This is a genomic window from Kangiella sp. M94 (assembly GCF_054926195.1).
On sequence record NZ_CM142903.1, the window covers coordinates 828013 to 848348 of the forward strand.

A 20336-nucleotide genomic window follows, 5' to 3' on the forward strand; every position below is an offset into this window, starting at 1 on the left:
CAAACTCACCATAAATGATGACTTAGTCTTTGTAGATCAAAACAGCAGGCAAAAGAGGGCAAGCAGGGGAGCTTTTGGTAAAATATGCACCTTAAGTGACTGATATTAAATCAGTTGGTGCTTTTCATTACTGATGCTGAGTGATAGAGAAGGATTATTCTATTTTCTCGATAAGGCTAATTGTGCTATTGTTTGCCCACTTACCAATCACTCAAATATAATCGACTAAAAAATGAGCTATCAGGTGCTCGCCCGTAAATGGCGTCCAAAGAATTTCGATGAATTACAAGGTCAGGAACACGTCAGTCGTGCGCTGGTCAATGCTATTGAAAGTGGTCGTTTGCATCATGCTTATTTATTCACCGGTACGCGTGGGGTGGGTAAAACCACTATAGCGCGCATTCTCTCCAAATGTCTTAACTGTGAAACCAACGGCTTAACATCCAAACCCTGCGGTGAATGTGGAAGCTGTGTTGAGATCGATGAGGGGCGTTTTGTTGATTTAATTGAAGTGGATGCTGCATCGCGAACCAAAGTCGATGACACCCGTGAGCTTTTAGAAAATGTGCAATACAAGCCGACACGTGGTCGTTATAAGGTTTACCTTATCGATGAGGTGCACATGCTCTCTAACAGCTCATTCAATGCGCTGTTGAAAACTCTGGAAGAGCCGCCCGAGCATGTCATATTTTTATTAGCGACTACTGATCCGCAAAAACTTCCGGTCACAGTATTATCGCGCTGTTTGCAGTTCCATTTAAAGCATATGGAAGAGCACACCATTTCTAAGCATCTCGCCTATATTCTGCAACAAGAAACGATTGATTTTGAAACGCCTGCGCTCGAACTGATTTCTCGTTCAGCGGAAGGGAGCATGCGCGATGCATTAAGCTTGCTTGACCAGGCGATTGCCTTTGGTCAGGGTAAAGTACAGGAAGAAGATATTCGCACCATGCTTGGTACTATTGACCATCAGTTCATGGTCAAACTGCTCGAGGCACTGGCTAACAAAGACTCGGCAGAAGCAATCAATGCGGTTGCTGAAATGAGTCATTATCCGGTAGATTTTGCCGATGCTCTGAAAGAGCTGTTATCTCGCATTCATCAGATTGCCATTGTCCAGAGCACTGGTGTGTTATTGGATCAAGCAGCACCTTATGTCGAAGACTTTGCGCAAAGAATTGCCAGTGATGACTTACAGCTTTATTACCAGATGGGTTTACATGCTCGCCGTGACCTAGAGTGGGCACCTTCACCACGCCAGGGCCTTGAAATGGCGCTGTTGCGGATGTTGGCGTTTCGGCTTGAACCCTCGCAAGTCGTTCAAAACAGCTCAAGCCAAACCTCATTAGATTCAGAGGCAAAAAAAAAAGCTAGCCTAAAAGAATCAGAGCCTGCAACGCAAGAAGTTTCTGTTAAGAAAGAGCCTGCTGAGAATGATCCTGTAGAGAATGATCCTGTAGAGAAAGTATCTGCTCCCAAAGCTGAGCCAGAGCAAAAAACAAAAACAGAACATAAAACAGAACACAAACCTGAGCCCGCTGCTGCAAAGAGTCGTGAAAATGAACCAGCTCAGGCTATTGCCGATGGCCCAGAAGAACCACCATTCAATCCCGATGATTACGCCTCATTCAGTGATGATGAAAAAACTGAAGATTCGATTGTCGATCAATATCAAGCTCCTGCACCGTCAAAACCAGAAGAACCGGTGGTTGAAGCATCGTCTAACAGCATCAAAGAAAACACAGAACAGTCTTCTGATAATGAACAAGCCGCACTGGCCAGCCTGCACTCAGCACTAGGACTTAGCTTCTCAGATGAAGGGGACAATGATGGCGCATCATCTGAAAAAACAGTTCAGCCAGCTCAGCATAACGTTGTTGAGACAGCACAAACTGAAACAGTAAAAGCAGCGGAACCTGAGCAATCGAACGATGAAGACTTTATGTTGCAACCGGTTCAGCCAATCGAGGAAGAACCTCAACCAGCTGAATTATCCCAAAAGCAGGAAAGGGTTTCTGCAGTTTCTTCGGAATCTCATAAGCCTGAAACAATAGAGTTGAGAGAGAGTAAGCTTGATCTACAAGAGGCTGCTCTAGAAGAGACTGATCCATTAGAGGATGATCCATTAGAGAATGATCCGCCAGCCACAGAAGAAGCAAAACAATGGGCACAGCACGTTAAAAAAATGGATTTAACGGGTACCTATCACCAAATTGCACAATGCAGTACAGTTCACTGGCTATCTGATGATAAAATACAGCTCACTGTCGAGCCAGCTCAGGATATTCTGAGTACCGACACCGCAAAGCAAGCGATAGAAGAAGCTTTGGCGCAATATTTCAGCAAGCCTATTAAGGTAGAATGGCAATTTGCTGAACCGGAAGTGGCAACCCCAGCCATGATCTGGCAACGAGCGGCTAAAGCAAAACATCGCAAAGCTTGCGAAACGATTACCCAGCACCCTTTTGCGCAGCAATTGGCGCAAAAGTTTGCCGCAAAACTGGATAAAAGCAGTATCCAATACCTGGATACTCAGCAATAATTTAACTGATTAGTAGAGGTCACTATGTTTGGTAAAGGTGGTTTGGGCAACATGATGAAACAAGCCCAACAAATGCAGGAAAAAATGCAACAGGCTCAAGAAGAAATCGGCAATCTTGAAGTAACTGCAGAAGCAGGCGCAGGCATGGTCAAAGTTACCATGACTGGCCGTCATGATGTGAAGCGTGTCGAAATTGATCCAAGCCTGATGGAAGATGATAAAGATCTTCTCGAAGACCTGGTCGCCGCAGCAGTAAACGCCGCAGTGCGCAAAGTTGAAGAGACTACTAAAGCGCGTATGGCGGAGGTGACGAAGGGGATGAATCTTCCTCCCGGCATGAACCTCCCATTTTAACTGGTCTTTTTCTTCCTGTGCTTTGTCAGCGCTGTGCTCAAAAACCTCATGTACTTCGTGTACTATTCGGTTTTTTGTGCGCAGCGCTTCCTCGCCCAGAAAGAAAAATCCTATGATAAATTCCTAGGTATGGTTTAATTAATTGCCGTTTGTAGGTTGGTGATGAACGAAGTGAATCCCAACATAAATTTGATGCATCATAAATCTTTTACTGGCACCTAAATGCAATCACCGTTGATTAAAAAATTAATTGAAGCTTTTACTTGTTTGCCGGGAGTGGGTAATAAATCCGCGCAACGTATGGCTTATTTTTTATTGGAGCGTAACCGCGAGGGTGGCGAGCAGTTGGCCGAAGCATTAGTTGCTGCAATGGATGGTGTTAAGCACTGCAAACGTTGCCGCGATTTTACCGAAGATGACTTGTGCGGTATCTGTAATTCTCAGGCACGAGATAACAGTTTGCTGTGTATTGTGGAAAGTCCCGCCGATGTGTTTGCCATTGAATCCACCGCGAGCTTTAAAGGGAAATATTTTGTATTGATGGGGCACTTATCGCCACTTGATGGAATTGGCCCGGAAGATTTGGGGCTCGATCAATTGAAACGTTTGGTGGATGAGGAAAAACCTGCGGAAATTATTTTGGCGACTAACTCGACAGTTGAGGGCGAGGCCACTGCACATTTTATTTCAGAAATGTTAAAAAAGAACGAGGTTGTCCTGTCACGTATTGCTTCGGGTGTGCCGCTTGGCGGTGAGCTTGAATACATCGATGGCGGAACCTTAATGCACTCTCTTTCGGGACGGCAACCCTATCGACGTTAGCTTTAATTCTGAAAACTTAAATAAGGAGTTGGGATGAACTTTATCGATAAGGAGATTGAAGAGTACGTAAAACTCTATACCAGCAACGAGCCAGTGCTGTTAAAAGAACTGGCTGAATTCACCGAAACCAACATGCCGATGGCACAGATGCTGACCGGCAAGATAGAAGGGCGTTTGTTGAAGATGTTGGTCGCTTTGACCGGTGCGCAAAAGGTTCTCGAAATTGGTATGTTCACCGGCTACTCGGCACTTTCTATGGCAGAAGCTTTGCCTGATGAGGGCCAGTTAATCACCTGTGATATTGATGAAGAAGTCGCCAAGCTGGCCAAAGACTATTTCTCTCGTAGTCCTCACGGTTCAAAAATATCTATAGAACTTGCCCCAGCTCTAGAAACTCTTTCCAAACTTAATCAAACCTTTGATCTGGCTTTTCTTGATGCTGATAAAGAAAACTATGTGGAATACTATCAAGCGATTATCCCAAAGTTAAAATCTAATGGCTTATTGGTGATTGATAACTGCCTTTGGTCAGGAAAGGTCTTAGAGCCTGAAGCGAAAACGGATATCGCCATCCATAAGCTCAACCAACTAATTGTCACCGATCCTCGTGTTGAAAACGTCGTACTAACAGTACGCGATGGTATTAACTTGGTCCGTAAGCTGTAAAATCAATAACTTAACCAGAGTGTGGTTTAAAAACTACACAGATTGATGTAAAGCTGGTAATGTATTTTTATCACTCTGAGAAATGCTATTCAGCAGTTATTTCATTACTTATCACTTAAGTTCAGGTAGGTGCGCATGAACACACAAAACAGCAAATGGTCGAATCGACTCAAGCTTCTTGGTCTTGCTTCTCTTTCTCTTTTCTTAGTCAGCTGTGACTCAGACTCGGATTCAAGCCCACCAACAGAGGAACAGTTATCGTGGACCCAAGGGGTTTTTGAAGACGAGGATCTCTTTAAGGATTATTGTGAGATACCAAGAAATGATACGGATATTGACGGTAATCCATGGCCAGACAAGCCCGGTTCAACTTTACATGAAAACCATTGGCTTCGTTCCTGGAGCAATAACACTTACCTTTGGTATGACGAAATTCAGGATCGAAACCCCGCTAACTATAATGACCCCGTCGATTACTTTGCATTGTTGAAAACCACTGCCTTAACACCATCAGGCAATCCTAAAGACCGTTTCCATTACACTTATGACACTGATGTTTATGAGCAACTGGTATCATCGGGTGCTTCTGCCGGATATGGTGCTGAATGGGTGCTGCTCCAATCTTCCCCACCACGAGATGTCCGCGTTGCCTTTACTGAACCCAACTCACCAGCGACTACTGCCAACTTAACCCGTGGTGTAAAAATCCTTGAGATTGATGGCGTTGATATGATCAATGGTAGTGATGTTGATACCTTAAATGCAGGTTTATTTCCAGACAGTGCCGGCGAAAATCATGAGTTCTTGATTGAAGAAATCGGTGGAGCTACACGTACCATCACAATGACTTCGGCAATCGTGACTACCGATCCGGTGCAAAATGAAAAAATCATTGCAACTGCCAGTGGTGACGTTGGTTACCTGACCTTTAATACCTTCGGTATTGTCGATGCAGAAGCTGAGTTAATTGATGCCTTTACCACCTTTGAAACCCAAGGCGTCAGCGACCTGATTATTGACCTTCGATACAATGGCGGTGGCTTCCTGGCGATATCGAGTCAGCTTGCTTATATGGTGGCCGGAAGTGCCGCTACTAGCGGACAAACCTATAGCCAAACGGTGTTTAACGATAAGCACCCAACCACCAATCCGGTAACTGGGCAGACTTTGTCACCCACACCTTTTTACAGCACATCGCTAGGCTTCTCAGTGAACCAAGGACAAGCTTTGCCGCAACTGAATCTGTCGCGCATTTTTGTACTATCAGATGGTGGCACTTGCTCGGCTAGTGAAGCATTCATCAATGGCCTGCGTGGTATCGATGTCGAAGTCATTCTGATCGGCAGTGATACTTGCGGTAAACCTTATGGCTTCTATGCTACCGATAACTGTGGTATCACTTATTTCACTATTCAGTTCCGTGGTGAGAATGACAAAGGCTTTGGAGATTATGCTGACGGTTTTGTTATAGGCGGCAGCGATAATGGTCAAGATGTCGTTCGTGGTTGCCTGGTTGCAGATGATTTTAATAATGCATTAGGCGATGAGCAGGAAGCCAGACTAGCGGCAGCTTTAAGCTTCCGTGATACAGGAACCTGTCCGGCTCCGACTGCAAAATCATTACATCAGGCACCTTATAAGCCTTCTGATGTTTATGGCGAGAACTCGCTCTATAACTCACAAATTCTGCGTGATCGGATGTTCTTAAAACAGAACCTGATTCTGACTGAACCGAAATAGTCATGAGTTGTAGGCTGATATTAGCAACGGTTTCAACGGTCTTGTTGGCTTCGGCCTGCAAGACCATTGACCCTGCTCATGCAGAACCGGCCAAGATTACCAATCCTTCAGCTGAAACCACTGCGGAACTAACCGAAGTGGTTTCAACTATTTTCAATGACCGACCAGTGACTCTGGCGCAAGATGTGCTAACCGATACCAACATCCTGACCATTCAAATTGCAGAGCATAAAAAGGATGGCCTGCCAGTGATGGGGCGGATTGAGGAAATGCCACGTCAATTTCAGCTGCTCAAGCATGAAGAGGGTTGCTATCTGTTTGATTCACAAAACGACACCCTCTATCCTTTGCAAACCGTTGAGTGTGAGCCTATTGAGCTACCCTAGCCATTAGCAATCAGACGGGTTTTAATTGTCTGCTAGAGCCTTGAAATTACCCCAGCAGATCCCCACATCCTATCCACGTTTCAACCTTTCTTTGTAAATTTCTTACTGAACAGATAACGGAGATTTGTTATGTCGGTAGCGGCTGAAAAACAAACACATTCATTTCAAACTGAAGTTAAACAACTATTGCACTTGATGGTGCATTCTTTATATTCCAATAAAGAAATCTTCCTGCGTGAGCTAATCTCAAACGCAGCTGATGCAGCGGATAAACTCCGCTTCAAGGCATTGGATGATGCCAGCCTGTTAGCAGATGACCCTGAATTGCGTATTCGTATTACCACCGATAAAGACGCCAAAACTTTAACCATCTCTGATAACGGCATCGGTATGACCGAAGAAGAGGTCATTGCCCATCTTGGCACTATCGCTAAATCGGGTACGGCCGACTTTTTGAGCCAGCTGACCGGCGACAAGAAAAAAGACTCAAAGTTGATTGGGCAGTTTGGTGTAGGTTTCTACTCAGCCTTTATCGTCGCCGACAAAGTGACTGTTGTGACACGTGGTGCTGGACTGGCAGAAGACCAGGCCGTGATCTGGGAATCAGCGGGTGATGGTGAGTTTACCATTGAGCCAACTACTAAAAGCACTCGTGGAACAGACATTACGTTACATCTTAAAGATGGCGAAGAAGAGTTCCTGGAGGACTATCGCCTGCGCACCATTATCGGCAAATACTCTGACCACATTTCATTGCCAGTTGAAATGCATAAAGTGCATCAAGGCGAAGACAAAGATAAACCAGAACAACCTGAGTTCGAAGTCGTTAACAAAGCGACCGCCTTGTGGACTCGTCCTAAGACAGAAATTACTGACGAAGAATATCAAGAGTTTTATAAGCATGTTGCTCATGACTTCCAAGACGCTTTAAGCTGGAGTCATAACCAAGTTGAAGGCAAACAGGAATACACCAGCTTGCTCTACATTCCAGCCAAAGCGCCATTCGATATGTGGAACCGTGATCGCGTCCGTGGCGTAAAGCTTTACGTGCAGCGTGTTTTCATCATGGATGATGCTGAGCAATTTCTGCCAGTTTATTTGCGTTTCGTGCGTGGCTTAATTGATTCTAATGATTTGCCGCTGAATGTCTCGCGTGAGATTTTACAAGACAGCTCAGTAACGCAATCATTGCGCTCTGCAACTGTTAGCCGTGTGTTAAAAATGCTTGAGCAACTGGCCAAGAAAGACCAAGAAAAGTACCAGCAGTTCTGGAACGAATTTGGTCAGGTCTTGAAAGAAGGTCCCGGCGAAGATTTTGCTAACAAAGAAAAAATTGCCAGCCTGTTCCGTTTCAGCTCAACCCATAACGACACCAAAGAACAAACTGTGTCGCTGGATGATTACATTGAGCGCATGAAGCCAGAACAGGACAAAATCTACTACATCGCTACCGACAGTTTCCTTGCTGCGAAAAACAGCCCGCATCTGGAAATTTTCCGCAAGAAAGGCATCGAAGTTCTCTTGATGCACGACCGCATCGACGAATGGACGGTATCGCACCTACAGGAATACAAAGGCAAGCAATTTGTATCGGTCACACAAGGCTCATTAGATCTTGGTAACCTTGAAGATGCTGACGACAAAAAAGCCCAGGAACAGGCTTCAAAAGAACACGAAGACCTGGTCAAGCGCGTCAAAGAGGTGCTCGGCGACAAAGTAGCCGATGTTCGAGTCACATTGCGTCTAACCAACACACCAGCATGCATCGTCGCAGGCGAGGGCGACATGCCATTGCAGATCGTCAAGATGATGCAAGCCGCCGGTCAGCCAGTACCAGATGTAAAACCAGTGTTCGAACTCAACCCAGAACACGCCTTGATTCAGCTAGTTGAAAAAGAACAGGACCAAGACCAATTCAACGAATGGGTCGACGTACTATTTGATCAGGCCCAACTTGCCGAAGCCGGCCAGCTAGAAGACCCAGCCAGCTTCGCAACAAAACTCAACAAACTGCTGCTAAAACTGGCTAATTGATTTCATAGTCGTTGAAACTTAGAAGCCCGCATTACGCGGGCTTTTTTGTAATCGATAGATTGGACAAGATATCGATATTGAGCCTAAGTGTCCTCATTAATATCGAATACCAGTATCTCGATGCTACTTTTGTTGGTTGTAATAAAGCTTACTCTTTGTTTTATAAAGAAATTAAGATTATCCCTTTTGAGATTAGGAGATCCTCTAATCCCCGAGATATCCAGAAAATCGACACTTGTAAAAAAAGACTAATGATATTAGAGTCTTACAAACGAATTCGTATAATAAAATGTTAGCTTTTGGTTTCAGCTGCGAGAATTTGAAGGTGAAAATTGTATTAAGTGTTTTAAAAACAGCTGTTGCAATTCTTGTTGTATTGGCATCCATAGCCGGATATCTATATTACGATTCAGCTTCTCTTAAACGATATTGTACTTCGGGAGTTGTAGGTCAAACATATTTGCAAGTGAACAGCGATGTGTCAAAAAATGAGCTTTATTTACATCGAGCACTCACAGAGAATACGAATAGAGCAGTTATAAATAACCATGCGTCGCCATTTTTTCGTATGGCTTGCTTTATTGAACTGGAATCCGGTGTAGTTAAAGCATCCAAATTTGGAGCTGGAGATTGAAAGCGCATCATAAAGCTAACAATACGTGTCAGTCGGACAGTTTATTCCGTGGCTCTTTTTGCGCTGGCCGCTACGCTAGCACAAAACGCCACTCCATAAACTGCCGCTGCACTCTGCGTTAGGCATACAGGGAGTATAAAGATGGATTGGTTTTTCAAGTTGATTAGAATCGCTGGTGTTAACTTTCCTGTTGCAGCATCCCTTGTTCAATTGCAGGCTGAGATTGATGCAGTGAAAACTGCCAAAATTAATGGTGTCAGAGTAAATTAAGCCTACATCATCCCTACTGTTTTATAGACCAAACCATAAGAGAGAATTAATGAAGCTCCATCGAATTAGTTATTTAATCATCGCGATACTTCTATCAGCCTGCCAAGCCCAGTTACCGCCTTCGGGTAATGATAATGCTGTGGATTCAATACAACACCTTCCTGCGTTGCAGGGTGATTATTTTGAATTCCAGTCGGATGTTTTAGAGCGTTCGATGCATATTTATGTGCGTCTACCGCAGGGTTATGATGAGAACTCTACTCAATATCCCATCGTTTACTTGCTCGATGGGGATTCCTTGTTTCCAATTCTTGCATCCAACCATTTGTTCCTGACTTATGACGATAAGCTGCCTGAAGCGATTATTGTGGGGATTGCTTACGGTTTTTTTGATCCTGCTATTAATAAACGTGGTTATGACTTTACTCCGAACTCACCCGACGCTAAAGAAGGGCAAGGTGGGGCGGCAAATTTCCATCATTTTTTGCAAAATGAGTTAATCCCTGATGTCGAGAGTCGCTTCCGTGCTGACCCGACCAGGCGAGTGCTTTTCGGTCAAAGCTATGGCGGAACCATGGTGCTTTATTCTGCTTTTACTGACCCAGATTTGTTCTGGGGACGTATTGCCAGTAATCCATCATTCACTCCTGGCCACGACTTGTTCTTTTCAGCCGGAGAGCCTGCTATACGAACAGACTTAGGATTAGTAGTGACTAGTGGCTCTAATGACCGACCAAACTTAAGGGAATCTGCGTTTGAGTGGCGTGATTTTGTGGAAGCACAGAAGTCTTTACCGTGGGCTGTCAGAGTGATTAGCATCGAAGGTGGAACTCACGCTGCCAACAGTACAGACAGTTATCGTGAAGGTATGAACTGGTTGTTTAAGGATTATGAATAATAGAATTATAAATTTTAGGGTAGGCACAAACTGTGTGAACATGACTGATAGAGGGTTAGTATGAGATATTTAATTGTTACTATATTATCCGTAAGTATGTTGGGATGTATATCGATTGAAGATAAACATAATGAAATGATTTCTGACCCCTCTTATGGGGTTATATTGGTTAAAGCTGATAATCAAAATGCTGCATTATCAGCCCAAATCCAAGTAGAAAATATTGATACTGGTGAGAAGGTTGATTTGCGTGACATGATCCGTGAGGGGAACCGCGGAAATCCGGTAGTATTTAAATTGACTCCTGGGATTTATCGTCTTTCAAAGTATAAGTTGTATACAAGTTTGAGACCTAGCCTTAGGCATATAAATTATTTCTTTTCAGTAGAAGCGCAACAGGTTAATTACGTTGGTGACTGGACCTTTAAGGAGTTTTGGCATAATGGTAACTTGGATGTGGATTTTTCAGTTGAATATCATCCTGAAACAGTAAATCAAGCAAAGGATGCTTTTAAAATCATATTAAACAAATGGCCCTTAGCGGAACACTAGAAACGTAAAACGTGGCACACCAAATTTTTCATGCGAGGTTTTTAGAACGCAGAAACCCTTTAGCTCAAGCGGTGCGTCACGACGCACCCTACTGTGCATTAGGATGTTTAGTAACGCACTCTATGGCAACATACTGCTAGCTTGGTACCAGTCTAATTGCTAGAATCTTGCTAACTTTATTTGGATTCACCGCCTCTGGCGGTTTTTTTATGGTTCAGTTTTTAAACAGTCGATTATTTAAAGTTTTATTCGTCATAGCTTGTTTGGCAATTTTTACCATGTCTCTGATGCCTGGTAAGCAGTTGCCGAAGGGGTTACCTTGGGATAAGGCGTTGCACTTTATTGGTTACGCAGGGTTGGCTTTTTTGGCGCGGATGGGTTCAAAGAAGCATCCAAGCTGGCAGATAGTGATTGGCTGTATTGCTTTTTCGCTGTTGATTGAGTTTCTACAGCAGTTTATTCCGAATCGTGGCTTTGAGTGGCTTGATCTGATGGCGAATACATTAGGAGTTTTGACTGGAGTGCTATTAGGTAAGGTTATGAAACCTTACCTAAAGCAGTAGAGCTTACTCTACGAAGGGTGCTGAACCGCAATGAAGCTGAACACCGGTCAGGATATCAGATTTATTGCCTGAGCCTGCATCGAAGTGTAATCGAACACCGGTGGCCATTTCTCCGGTTGGGCAGTTTACGCGCTGTTGCCAGCTGTCGCAATTCGGACGCTTGAAGGTTTCTACCTGAGTATTGCCATTACCGTCTTTGCCAAATAGCGTATAACCTTTGACTCTTCCCGAACTTGAGTGACATACTCGAATTCCTGTGATGTACAAGCCAACCTCAACTTTTCCTTTAGAACCTGATGGGGCTGAGCCAATGCACCGTTCAATGGTATCTGGCCAAGTCGTTCTGAACCCCACTCTAACCCAGCAGGGTTTATCGTATTTCTCTTTGACCCAGAATGAGGTCATGTTGTTGGTGAAGCCTGGGTTTTGATGATCTGACTGAATATTACCTGCATCACCTGAAACTGGTGTGATTGCGAAGCTGGTTAGTGGTATTAGAGAGAAGAGTAGTACTATTAGTGTTTTCATTGGTTCCTTCCTTAGTGTTGTTTACCCCAAAAACAGTCCAATTGTAATCAATCGGTTAATGACCACATATAGATTATGTCTTAGGAGCCTGTGCGACTTTGTTAGTTGTTCTATAGGTAATTTGCCCATTTTTGCCTATTTTGAAAGGAAATAGGTTGTCGAGTGCCATTCAGGCCTCACTTACATGAAATTGCCGGATTTTTTACTTGAGATAGCCTGCTGATCCAAGTATCTTTAGCGCCTTATAACTCATACATTGCGACTACTTGTAGGAGATTCCGCAGATGCGCATTATTTTGCTTGGCGCGCCAGGTGCTGGTAAGGGTACACAGGCTCAATTCATTAAAGAAAAGTATGATATTCCTCAGATTTCTACCGGGGATATGTTACGTGCGGCGGTTAAAGCCGGTACTGAGCTTGGTATACAGGCCAAACAAAAGATGGATGCTGGTGAGTTGGTGTCGGACGACATTATCATTGGTATCGTCAAAGAGCGTGTGAAAGAAGCCGATTGTGCTAATGGTTACTTGCTGGACGGCTTTCCACGTACTATTCCTCAGGCTGACGCTATGCGTGAGAACAATATTAATGTGGACTATGTTGTTGAAATCGACGTTGATCACGAAGAGATTGTTAAGCGTCTAAGCGGTCGTCGCGTTCATCCTGCTTCGGGCCGTGTTTATCATGTGACTTACAATCCGCCTAAAGAGGCCGGAAAAGATGATGTTACTGGTGAACCTTTGATTCAGCGTGATGATGATAAAGAAGATACTATCCGTCGTCGTTTGGCGGTTTATGTTGAGCAGACCAAGCCTTTGATTGAGTACTATTCTGATTGGGCTGAAAAAGATGCGGATGCTGCGCCAGAATACGTAAGAGTTGAAGGTGTGGGTTCTGTTGAAGATATTCGTGACGCAATCTTCACAGGTTTAGAGTCATAATCCGCGCACCTTTATTCATTGCTTAAAAGAGAGGCTGTTTTTGAAAAAACAAGGAGTTCTCCTCTGTAATCTTGGAACGCCTGACGAGCCGACTCCTAAAGCGGTTAGGCGCTATCTTGCTGAGTTTCTTCATGATTACCGTGTAGTGTCGCTGACCCGATGGGTCTGGTGCTTAATACTACACGGTATTATTTTGCGTATTCGTCCTGCCAGAGTCGCCAAACTGTATAAATCCATCTGGACTCGCGAAGGCTCGCCATTGCTGGCTATTACTCAGCGCCAGCGCAAGAAGTTACAAATCATGATGAATGATCGCTTTGTTGAGCAGGAATATGGCAAGCATATTCCAGTTGAAATCGCGATGGCCTATGGCAACCCCTCAATTCCCAAAGCGTTAAAAGCACTTAAAAATCAGGGCTGCGAACGCATTATCGTGTTACCGCTTTATCCTCAATACAGTTCTGCTTCAACTGCCTCGATTTTTGATCGGGTTGCTAAAGCCATGAAAAAAGAGTTCTTTGTTCCTGAGTTTTCTTTTGTTGGCGATTATCATGATGATCCTCTTTATATCAAAGCGCTTGCTGATTCGATTAAGCGCCACTGGAATAACCAAGGTAAAGCAGACAAGTTACTTTTTTCCTATCACGGTGTGCCGGAGCGTTTCAGTAAAAGCGGTGACCCTTACGAAAAGCAATGCCATAAAACTACAGAGCTTGTTATCAAAGAACTGGGTTTGCAAGAAGGAGATTACCTGACTTCATTCCAATCCCGTTTTGGCAAAGAAGAGTGGATCAAGCCTTATACTGATGCAACTCTGGAAAGCTGGGGTAAAGAGGGCGTTGAATCGGTACAGGTCGTTTGTCCAGCCTTTAGTGCCGACTGCCTAGAAACTCTTGAGGAAATTGCCGAAGAAAACAAAGACATATTTGTTGAGAGCGGTGGCAAACGTTACGAATATATTCCTGCTTTGAATGATGATGATGCTCATATTGAAATGATGATAACGTTGCTTGAACAACGTTTTCTCAAGTAATTGTTGTAATAGTAGCTCTGACCAATGGCATCATTAGCATCTTTAGAAGAACTCTTTTCTGCTGATGGTCTGTTGGCCGATTATTTCGAAGGCTTTGTCCGACGCTCCGAGCAGGAACAGATGGCTCAGTCTATTGAGTCGGCCATCAAAGATGAAGCCTCGATTTGTATTGAAGCAGGAACAGGAACCGGCAAAACCTTTGCTTATCTCGTTCCTGCCTTAAAAAGCTGGTACGAACAAGACAGTAAAATTATTGTTTCTACCGGAACTAAAAATCTGCAAGACCAACTCTATTTCCGCGACCTACCTGATATCTGTAAGGCTCTTTCTATCTCGCCTAAAATTGCTTTGCTCAAAGGGCGCAATAATTATTTATGCCAATACAGACTGCAACAGAGTCTGGAAAGTGGACGGTTCCAAAGTCGCTCCATGGTCGATACTTTAAGTCGAGTCAATGAATGGTCTGTGAAAACAGCCAGCGGCGATCTGACGCAGTGTACTGACCTTGCTGACAACGATCCCCTTTGGTCCTATGTGACCTCGACCAATGAAAATTGCCTTGGCGCTGAGTGCCCAGATTATGCAGAGTGTTTTGTTGCTAAAGCACGTCAACGAGCAGTGACAGCTGACGTTGTAGTCGTTAATCATCACTTGTTACTCGCTGACATGGTGCTTAAAGAAGACGGTTTTGGTGAGCTCTTACCCGATGCCGATATTGTGGTGGTTGATGAAGGACATCAATTAGCAGATATCGCACATAGCTTTTATGGACGCCGACTCACTAGCAGACAGCTCATGGAAATTTGTCGCGATACTGAGTTAGAAGCTTTAACCAATGCCAAAGACGATCGCCAGTTATCGGTGGCGGTTCGTCGTGTTGAGGGTGCGGTTAATGAAATCCGTTTAAGTCTTGGTGAATCAGGACAGAAGAAAAACTGGCAGCAGATTGTTAATCCTCAACGTAAACAATTATTGGCCGAATTAAAAAAAGAACTGGGTGCACTACACAGTCGGTTAGAGCGTCATGCTTCGCGATCCAAAGGTTTGGATTCTTGCCATAAACGCGCAGAAGAATGTTTGCATACGCTGGCCTTTTTTAGCGATAAGGATCAGGAGCTGACCGCAGTACGTTGGGTGGAAACTTATCGGCAGGGTTTTGCCATGATGGAGACGCCTCTTGATGTGTCCAAAGCATTTGCGCAAAGTTGTCGCGAACAGTCGACGCGTAGTTGGGTTTTTACTTCGGCAACGATTACGCAGGCAAGCAGTAAAGGCACTAGCGATTTTAAACACTTCAAAGAACGCTTGGGACTGGATGAGGCTCGTGAGCTTGAGCTGCCAAGCCCTTTTGATTACGCCTCGCAAGCGATCTTGCATATCCCTCGTGGACTCGCAGATCCTCGTTCAAAAGATTTCATCAACAGTTGGCAAAAAGCCGTGTTACCGATTGTTGAGGCCAATCCTGGTGGTACTTTCGTGCTCTTCACCAGTTATTCCGCGATGCATCAGGTGCAGGAGCTGTGGAAAGATAAGCTGCTGGATAAAACGGTATTGATGCAGGGTGAAAAGCCAAAGAATCAGTTAATTGAAGATTTTCGGGAAGAGGGCAATGCGGTATTGTTGGCAACCTCCAGTTTCTGGGAAGGCGTTGACGTTAAAGGTTTGGCGCTAAGCTGCGTCATCATTGATAAACTGCCCTTTGCGGCGCCAGATGAACCGCTTATCGAAGCTAAGATTCAGGCGATGCGTAAGTCGGGTAAAAATCCATTTTTTGACCTGCAAATTCCTGAGGCCATTATTGCCTTAAAGCAGGGCGCGGGACGCTTGATTCGTGACCAAACTGATCGAGGTGTTCTGGTGTTGTGCGATCCTCGCTTAATTGCCAATGCCTATGGCAAACGATTCCTGCGAAGCTTGCCGCCAATGCGTCGTACGCGCGAACAAAAGACTGTGTTAGAATTTCTGCAAAACCTAACTCAAGACTAATCATTATTCATGTCTAATATTCTTGTCATTGATACTTCTACTGAAGCCTGTTCTGTTGCCTTGCAAGTAGGCGATGCGGTCTATAGCGACTATAAAGTTGCGCCGCGTCAACATGGTGAGCTGGTACTGCCGATGGTTGATGCACTATTAGAGCAGGCGAAAATCCAATTAACCGATCTGGATGTGATTGGTTATGGGCAGGGACCAGGAGCCTTTACCGGTCTACGTATTTGTATCAGTATTGTGCAAGGCCTCGCTTATGGAGCTGGCGTGCCAGTGGTTGGCGTTTCCAGCTTACAGGCCATGGCACAAGCGACTTATCAAAGTACTGGTGAAGAGCATATCTTGAGCGCCATCGATGCTCGGATGGGCGAGGTCTATTGGGCTGTTTACCAGCTACAGAATGGATTGATGACGTTAGTGGGGCAGGAGGAGGTCGCTGAGCCAGAAACTGTCACCATTGACCAGCTGGATTCGTCTATTATCTATAGAGCGGTTGGAAGCGGCTGGCAGACTTATCCTGAACAGTTGGCGCAACGTAGTAATGTATCACTGGTTATCGAGCAAGAAGTTAGCTTCCCCAGCGCAGAGTTTATGTTGCCGTGGGTCGCCAAGCAGCTTGCCGATGGCTTAGCGATGGATGCTGAACAGGCACAACCGGTGTATTTGCGTAACAATGTAGCGAAGAAAGTCGCTGAGCAGGGTAAGCCAGGCTGAATCTCTGAAATTCAGGAAGTGTTCATAGACTTTGTGTTACATATAAAGCAATATAGTTTAAGTGCTTGATTTTAATTGCCTGTTAGGAGTTTAATCAGGCCAAATAAAGGGAGGCATTTAATGCGACATTATTTAAGATTAGTTTCGATCAGCATCATGGCTGGTTTTCTGGCAGCTTGCGCTAATGTTCCAGAGTCAGTCGAGTTTGAGAAGCAAAGCGTCGATTTTGCTCAGGTAGCGCAAAGCCCCTCAAGTTATGCAGGGCAAGAAGTTCGCTGGGGCGGTATCGTTGCTCGAGTTGAAAATCTGGAAAAAGACACTCTGATAGAAGTAGTGAACTTGCCACTGGATCGCCAGGCAAGACCTGTTCAGGACAGCCAAACTGGTGGCCGCTTTATTGCTCGTGTACCTGGTTTCCTTGACCCTATGATTTATCAAAAAGGTAAAGAAATTACCTTAGTCGGTATGTTGGGTGATCCAATGCCAGGTAAGGTTGGAAAACATGAGATCAACTTCCCTGTGGTCGATACTCGTAACCATTACTTGTGGAAAGAACGCCCAAAACGGGAATATGTTGAAGTTTATTCAATGTGGGATCCGTATTGGTTCTATCATCGTCCTTACCACTGGCCTTACTATTATCGCTACCGTGTGATTCGTGATTATGAGCCACGTGTGGATCCGAACTTGAAAAATCAACCTAATGATCCACCGATGCCAAAGCCGCGAGTTGAGCAACGGAGCCCGGAGCCTGAAGTAAGGGTTCGACCTACATCTAGCCCGAGGCCTGCCAGCAAACCAAGAGCCAACCCAAAATTAGGTGATGGTTTTATAAAGCAGAAGTAATTACATCTTTAGTAACTTTTGAGAAAACCGCTCGCATGAAAGTGTGAGCGGTTTTTTTGTCCGTCGGCGAGCATTGATGGGTTACGCAGGTCTGCCTGCTAACCCATCCTATAAAACTTACATGACAGTGTAAGCGGTTTTTTGTGGGTACATCACCAACCTACGGAGAGTCTCAAAAATTAAATTTTAGAAGCCACAGAAAAAGCCAGCGTTTGTTTAGAACGATGGATAAAGCGACCGAGCAATAGAATTGCCGCAACGGTCAGTCCGAATAGAATGCCAATCCAGAAACCTTTGACCTTAAGATCCATATAATCCGCCAGGTATATTCCAACCGGGAAGCCAATGAGCCAATAGGCAACTGCCATGTAAGCGGTCGGTATCTTGGTGTCTTTCATCCCGCGTAATGCACCGGCGCTATTAACCTGTAAGCCATCGGAGAACTGGAAGATGGCAGCAAGGAAAATCAGAGATGCAGATATTTCAATGATCGCCTGGTCATCGGTGTAGATCCCCACCAGCTGGTAGCGGAATAACAACATAACAGCTACCGAGACTGCCTGGAAGAACAGGCTAGCGCCGATTCCGCAGAATCCCGATAAGCGCATTTGTCGATAATCCTGTCTCCCCATCCAATAACCAACCCGCGCAGTAATGGCAATGGAAAGCCCCCAGGGTACCATAAAGGCAACAGTTGCTATGTTCATGGCAATCTGGTGCGCACCGGTTAAATCAACGCCATAGCGAGCGACCAGAATACCAATCATGCCAAACATACTGACTTCCAACAGCAGGCCAAGCGACATGGGTATACCAATGGAAAAGAATTCTTTAAGTAGCGCCCATGTTGGCCAGCGCACTTTTTTAAAAATATTAAGGTTGGCGTAAGAAGGGTTGCGCCACGTGAAAAATAACAAGAAAATAAACATTAAGGTCCAGACCAGGCTGGTTGCATATCCGACGCCGACGGCACCCATTGCGGGCACACCTAATCCACCATAAATAAACCAGGTATTGAATAGTAGGTTGAAGGGAATCACCATAAAAGAACAAACCATGATGATCTTGGTGGAAAACAAACCTTCATTTCCTGAGCGTAGAGCTATAAACAAGAAGGCAAAAATGCAACCCCAGCTCATTGCTTTTAAGTAGCCACTGGTGGTTTCAACAATCGCTTCTTCGACACCGAGCAGATAAAGAATTGGATCAACATTGCGTAATAAAATAAAAGTAAGGATGCCAAAGATGACTGCCAAAAACATGCCCATCTGGAAGGTTTTGCCAATACTGTCCATTTTCCCCTGGCCATTAAAGTGGGCCACCATCGGGTTGATGGCCATCATGAGTCCCATAAATAAGGAAAAGATGATGATAAAGGTGTTGAAGCCTGTACCGACAGCGGCCAGGGCATTACTGCTGTAATTACCTGCCATCAGGGTATCAATAACACCTAGTGACATTTGAGCCAACTGAGCCAGGATTGCAGGTATGGCGATACGAATGATCGCGCTGGTTTCATGGCGTATGTCTTGCCATGAGTGGCTGCTGCCTTGTGAAGAATGTTTGTTAGCAGAATCTGCCATGAGTAACCTGTCTTGTAATCTTCTGTTATTAAGCCTGAGTTCTATGTTTCGAGTAGGCCGCAAAAGTCATTATATATCGAACGAAGCTGGTTTTAGTGCGCCTAAACTTAGTCCGAAAGTAAGAAGTTGTTTGGAGACATCTCTATCGAGCACCGCTAACTCATCAGCCGAGCATTCAAAGGTTAGATTGAATTGTTCAACTAAGGTTTTAACGCAGGAATTTATAGCTTGCCACTCACCATTAATGAATAACCAGAGCTGGTTGTTTTTTTCAACATAAGTGATTCGCGCAAGGGGCTCAGCTTTAACGCCTTCAGCCAGGGCAAGCTGGATCCAGTCCTGAAGCTCATCATCCGAGGGCACCTCTAACATTTCAGGATATTTAAGCTCAGTGACTTCTTTGCCAAAGGCCATCAGATAATCGTCCGATGTCCAAAGCTGTTTGAGTTCCTGCTCCGCCCACTGGCTCATATCCTGAGTCAGCTCGCCCCTCGTTGATTCCATACTGAGGCTATCCTGATCGCTCCACAGTTTGTCCAGGTCTGTATGCGGAAGCTGCATTAATTTTTGCACAATACCGCCGATGTTGGGTGCCCTGAAGCCAACCGAGTAACACATGCTATTGCCGATTGACTCACCCCAGTGTGGTGTATTGGGTGGTATATAAAGCATGTCGCCCGGATTGACGATAACATCCATGTCCGCATTAAAGGGCTCTATCTGAGCAATTTGGGGGATAGGATTAAATGTCTTTGTGCTTTGGCCTTTATGTCCTACTCGCCAACGTCTTTTACCGTCCCCCTGAATCAAAAAAACATCGTATTTATCCAGGTGTGGGCCAACACCGCCGCCATGAGTTGCATAAGACACCATGACATCATCGAGCCGCCAGCGTGGAATGAAGCTACATACTTTAATTAAGCCGCATAGTGGAGGGTGAAAATAATCCAGTGACTGAACCAGTAAAGTCCAGTTCTCATCGCCTAATTCAGCAAATTTGGATTCTTCAATAGGACCATGTTCAAGCTGCCACGTCTCACCGACACACTGAATCAGTCGAGATTCAATATCACTCTCTAAGCTATAGCCGGCCAGTTCTTCTGCTGTAATGAATGCATCTTCTCCTGATACTCGCTCAGATGAAAACGCCCCTCGGATTAACAAGGGGCGCTTCTGCCAGTATTCCTTCAGGAATTGCTCAGGACTGATGTCACCGAGGATGTTATTCATACTCTGCC

General features: G+C 44.8%; 20 protein-coding genes. 17 read left to right on the forward strand and 3 right to left on the reverse strand.

What is annotated here, in order from left to right; all coding sequences use genetic code 11:
- Window positions 1–232 precede the first annotated feature (232 nt).
- From dnaX to ACYTXU_RS03925, 12 genes are all read left to right on the forward strand, one after another.
- The gene (gene dnaX, locus ACYTXU_RS03870) at window positions 233–2545 is read left to right on the forward strand and encodes a DNA polymerase III subunit gamma/tau (RefSeq protein ID WP_462208506.1); all 2313 of its coding nucleotides are present in this window, start codon (window positions 233–235) and stop codon (window positions 2543–2545) included.
- Between the two features lie 24 nt (window positions 2546–2569).
- Window positions 2570–2899, forward strand: coding sequence for a YbaB/EbfC family nucleoid-associated protein (locus ACYTXU_RS03875; protein ID WP_012800958.1), 330 nt, complete (start codon window positions 2570–2572; stop codon window positions 2897–2899).
- A gap of 222 nt (window positions 2900–3121) precedes the next feature.
- Window positions 3122–3721: a recombination mediator RecR gene (gene recR, locus ACYTXU_RS03880; RefSeq protein WP_462208507.1), complete on the forward strand. Its 600-nt coding sequence runs from the start codon at window positions 3122–3124 to the stop codon at window positions 3719–3721.
- A gap of 33 nt (window positions 3722–3754) precedes the next feature.
- Window positions 3755–4387 carry an O-methyltransferase gene (locus ACYTXU_RS03885; protein WP_462208509.1) on the forward strand — a complete coding sequence of 211 codons (633 nt, stop codon included), beginning with the start codon at window positions 3755–3757 and terminating at the stop codon, window positions 4385–4387.
- 135 nt (window positions 4388–4522) lie between these two features.
- Window positions 4523–6127 (forward strand): S41 family peptidase, encoded by a 1605-nt coding sequence (locus ACYTXU_RS03890; RefSeq protein ID WP_462208512.1) that lies wholly within the window; start codon window positions 4523–4525, stop codon window positions 6125–6127.
- Window positions 6128–6129: 2 nt separating this feature from the next.
- Window positions 6130–6513 (forward strand): hypothetical protein, encoded by a 384-nt coding sequence (locus ACYTXU_RS03895; RefSeq protein WP_462208513.1) that lies wholly within the window; start codon window positions 6130–6132, stop codon window positions 6511–6513.
- A gap of 129 nt (window positions 6514–6642) precedes the next feature.
- Window positions 6643–8547 (forward strand): molecular chaperone HtpG, encoded by a 1905-nt coding sequence (gene htpG, locus ACYTXU_RS03900; RefSeq protein ID WP_462208515.1) that lies wholly within the window; start codon window positions 6643–6645, stop codon window positions 8545–8547.
- A 325-nt stretch (window positions 8548–8872) separates the two neighbouring features.
- On the forward strand, window positions 8873–9181 hold the full coding sequence (locus tag ACYTXU_RS03905; RefSeq protein WP_462208517.1) for a hypothetical protein: 309 nt from the start codon (window positions 8873–8875) through the stop codon (window positions 9179–9181).
- 141 nt (window positions 9182–9322) lie between these two features.
- Window positions 9323–9451, forward strand: coding sequence for a hypothetical protein (locus ACYTXU_RS03910; RefSeq protein ID WP_462208519.1), 129 nt, complete (start codon window positions 9323–9325; stop codon window positions 9449–9451).
- Window positions 9452–9500: 49 nt separating this feature from the next.
- A complete protein-coding gene (locus ACYTXU_RS03915; protein ID WP_462208521.1) occupies window positions 9501–10349 on the forward strand; it encodes an alpha/beta hydrolase in 849 nt (282 codons plus the stop codon).
- Window positions 10350–10409: 60 nt separating this feature from the next.
- Window positions 10410–10901, forward strand: a complete 492-nt coding sequence (locus tag ACYTXU_RS03920) for a hypothetical protein (protein ID WP_462208523.1) — start codon at window positions 10410–10412, stop codon at window positions 10899–10901.
- 209 nt (window positions 10902–11110) lie between these two features.
- Window positions 11111–11464, forward strand: a complete 354-nt coding sequence (locus ACYTXU_RS03925; RefSeq protein ID WP_462208524.1) for a VanZ family protein — start codon at window positions 11111–11113, stop codon at window positions 11462–11464.
- Window positions 11465–11467: 3 nt separating this feature from the next.
- Here the strand turns inward: ACYTXU_RS03925 and ACYTXU_RS03930 are convergent, their stop codons facing one another.
- The gene (locus ACYTXU_RS03930) at window positions 11468–11992 is read right to left on the reverse strand and encodes a hypothetical protein (protein WP_462208526.1); all 525 of its coding nucleotides are present in this window, start codon (window positions 11990–11992) and stop codon (window positions 11468–11470) included.
- Between the two features lie 284 nt (window positions 11993–12276).
- Between ACYTXU_RS03930 and adk the strand changes: the two genes are divergently transcribed.
- The 5 genes from adk (at window position 12277) to ACYTXU_RS03955 (ending at window position 17515) form a co-directional block, all read left to right on the forward strand.
- Window positions 12277–12933, forward strand: coding sequence for an adenylate kinase (gene adk / locus ACYTXU_RS03935; protein ID WP_462208528.1), 657 nt, complete (start codon window positions 12277–12279; stop codon window positions 12931–12933).
- A gap of 40 nt (window positions 12934–12973) precedes the next feature.
- Window positions 12974–13966 carry a ferrochelatase gene (hemH, locus tag ACYTXU_RS03940; protein WP_462208530.1) on the forward strand — a complete coding sequence of 331 codons (993 nt, stop codon included), beginning with the start codon at window positions 12974–12976 and terminating at the stop codon, window positions 13964–13966.
- 24 nt (window positions 13967–13990) lie between these two features.
- Complete coding sequence (locus ACYTXU_RS03945) at window positions 13991–15952, forward strand: ATP-dependent DNA helicase (RefSeq protein WP_462208532.1); 1962 nt, start codon at window positions 13991–13993, stop codon at window positions 15950–15952.
- A 9-nt stretch (window positions 15953–15961) separates the two neighbouring features.
- A complete protein-coding gene (gene tsaB / locus ACYTXU_RS03950) occupies window positions 15962–16669 on the forward strand; it encodes a tRNA (adenosine(37)-N6)-threonylcarbamoyltransferase complex dimerization subunit type 1 TsaB (RefSeq protein WP_462208533.1) in 708 nt (235 codons plus the stop codon).
- A gap of 120 nt (window positions 16670–16789) precedes the next feature.
- A complete protein-coding gene (locus ACYTXU_RS03955; protein WP_462208534.1) occupies window positions 16790–17515 on the forward strand; it encodes a Slp family lipoprotein in 726 nt (241 codons plus the stop codon).
- A 179-nt stretch (window positions 17516–17694) separates the two neighbouring features.
- Here ACYTXU_RS03955 and ACYTXU_RS03960 read toward each other — a convergent pair whose 3' ends face one another.
- Both ACYTXU_RS03960 and ACYTXU_RS03965 read right to left on the reverse strand, forming a co-directional pair.
- A complete protein-coding gene (locus tag ACYTXU_RS03960; RefSeq protein WP_462208536.1) occupies window positions 17695–19098 on the reverse strand; it encodes an MATE family efflux transporter in 1404 nt (467 codons plus the stop codon).
- A gap of 69 nt (window positions 19099–19167) precedes the next feature.
- On the reverse strand, window positions 19168–20328 hold the full coding sequence (locus tag ACYTXU_RS03965) for a cupin domain-containing protein (RefSeq protein WP_462208538.1): 1161 nt from the start codon (window positions 20326–20328) through the stop codon (window positions 19168–19170).
- Window positions 20329–20336 lie beyond the last annotated feature (8 nt).

Bases quoted from the DNA above. Each gene is read 5' to 3' on its own strand.
- dnaX (WP_462208506.1), top strand. From the start codon at position 233: ATGAGCTATCAGGTGCTCGCCCGTAAATGGCGTCCAAAGAATTTCGAT.
- ACYTXU_RS03875 (WP_012800958.1), top strand. From the start codon at position 2,570: ATGTTTGGTAAAGGTGGTTTGGGCAACATGATGAAACAAGCCCAACAA.
- recR (WP_462208507.1), top strand. From the start codon at position 3,122: ATGCAATCACCGTTGATTAAAAAATTAATTGAAGCTTTTACTTGTTTG.
- ACYTXU_RS03885 (WP_462208509.1), top strand. From the start codon at position 3,755: ATGAACTTTATCGATAAGGAGATTGAAGAGTACGTAAAACTCTATACC.
- ACYTXU_RS03890 (WP_462208512.1), top strand. From the start codon at position 4,523: ATGAACACACAAAACAGCAAATGGTCGAATCGACTCAAGCTTCTTGGT.
- ACYTXU_RS03895 (WP_462208513.1), top strand. From the start codon at position 6,130: ATGAGTTGTAGGCTGATATTAGCAACGGTTTCAACGGTCTTGTTGGCT.
- htpG (WP_462208515.1), top strand. From the start codon at position 6,643: ATGTCGGTAGCGGCTGAAAAACAAACACATTCATTTCAAACTGAAGTT.
- ACYTXU_RS03910 (WP_462208519.1), top strand. From the start codon at position 9,323: ATGGATTGGTTTTTCAAGTTGATTAGAATCGCTGGTGTTAACTTTCCT.
- ACYTXU_RS03915 (WP_462208521.1), top strand. From the start codon at position 9,501: ATGAAGCTCCATCGAATTAGTTATTTAATCATCGCGATACTTCTATCA.
- ACYTXU_RS03920 (WP_462208523.1), top strand. From the start codon at position 10,410: ATGAGATATTTAATTGTTACTATATTATCCGTAAGTATGTTGGGATGT.
- ACYTXU_RS03925 (WP_462208524.1), top strand. From the start codon at position 11,111: ATGGTTCAGTTTTTAAACAGTCGATTATTTAAAGTTTTATTCGTCATA.
- ACYTXU_RS03930 (WP_462208526.1), bottom strand. From the start codon at position 11,992: ATGAAAACACTAATAGTACTACTCTTCTCTCTAATACCACTAACCAGC.
- adk (WP_462208528.1), top strand. From the start codon at position 12,277: ATGCGCATTATTTTGCTTGGCGCGCCAGGTGCTGGTAAGGGTACACAG.
- ACYTXU_RS03945 (WP_462208532.1), top strand. From the start codon at position 13,991: ATGGCATCATTAGCATCTTTAGAAGAACTCTTTTCTGCTGATGGTCTG.
- tsaB (WP_462208533.1), top strand. From the start codon at position 15,962: ATGTCTAATATTCTTGTCATTGATACTTCTACTGAAGCCTGTTCTGTT.
- ACYTXU_RS03955 (WP_462208534.1), top strand. From the start codon at position 16,790: ATGCGACATTATTTAAGATTAGTTTCGATCAGCATCATGGCTGGTTTT.
- ACYTXU_RS03960 (WP_462208536.1), bottom strand. From the start codon at position 19,098: ATGGCAGATTCTGCTAACAAACATTCTTCACAAGGCAGCAGCCACTCA.
- ACYTXU_RS03965 (WP_462208538.1), bottom strand. From the start codon at position 20,328: ATGAATAACATCCTCGGTGACATCAGTCCTGAGCAATTCCTGAAGGAA.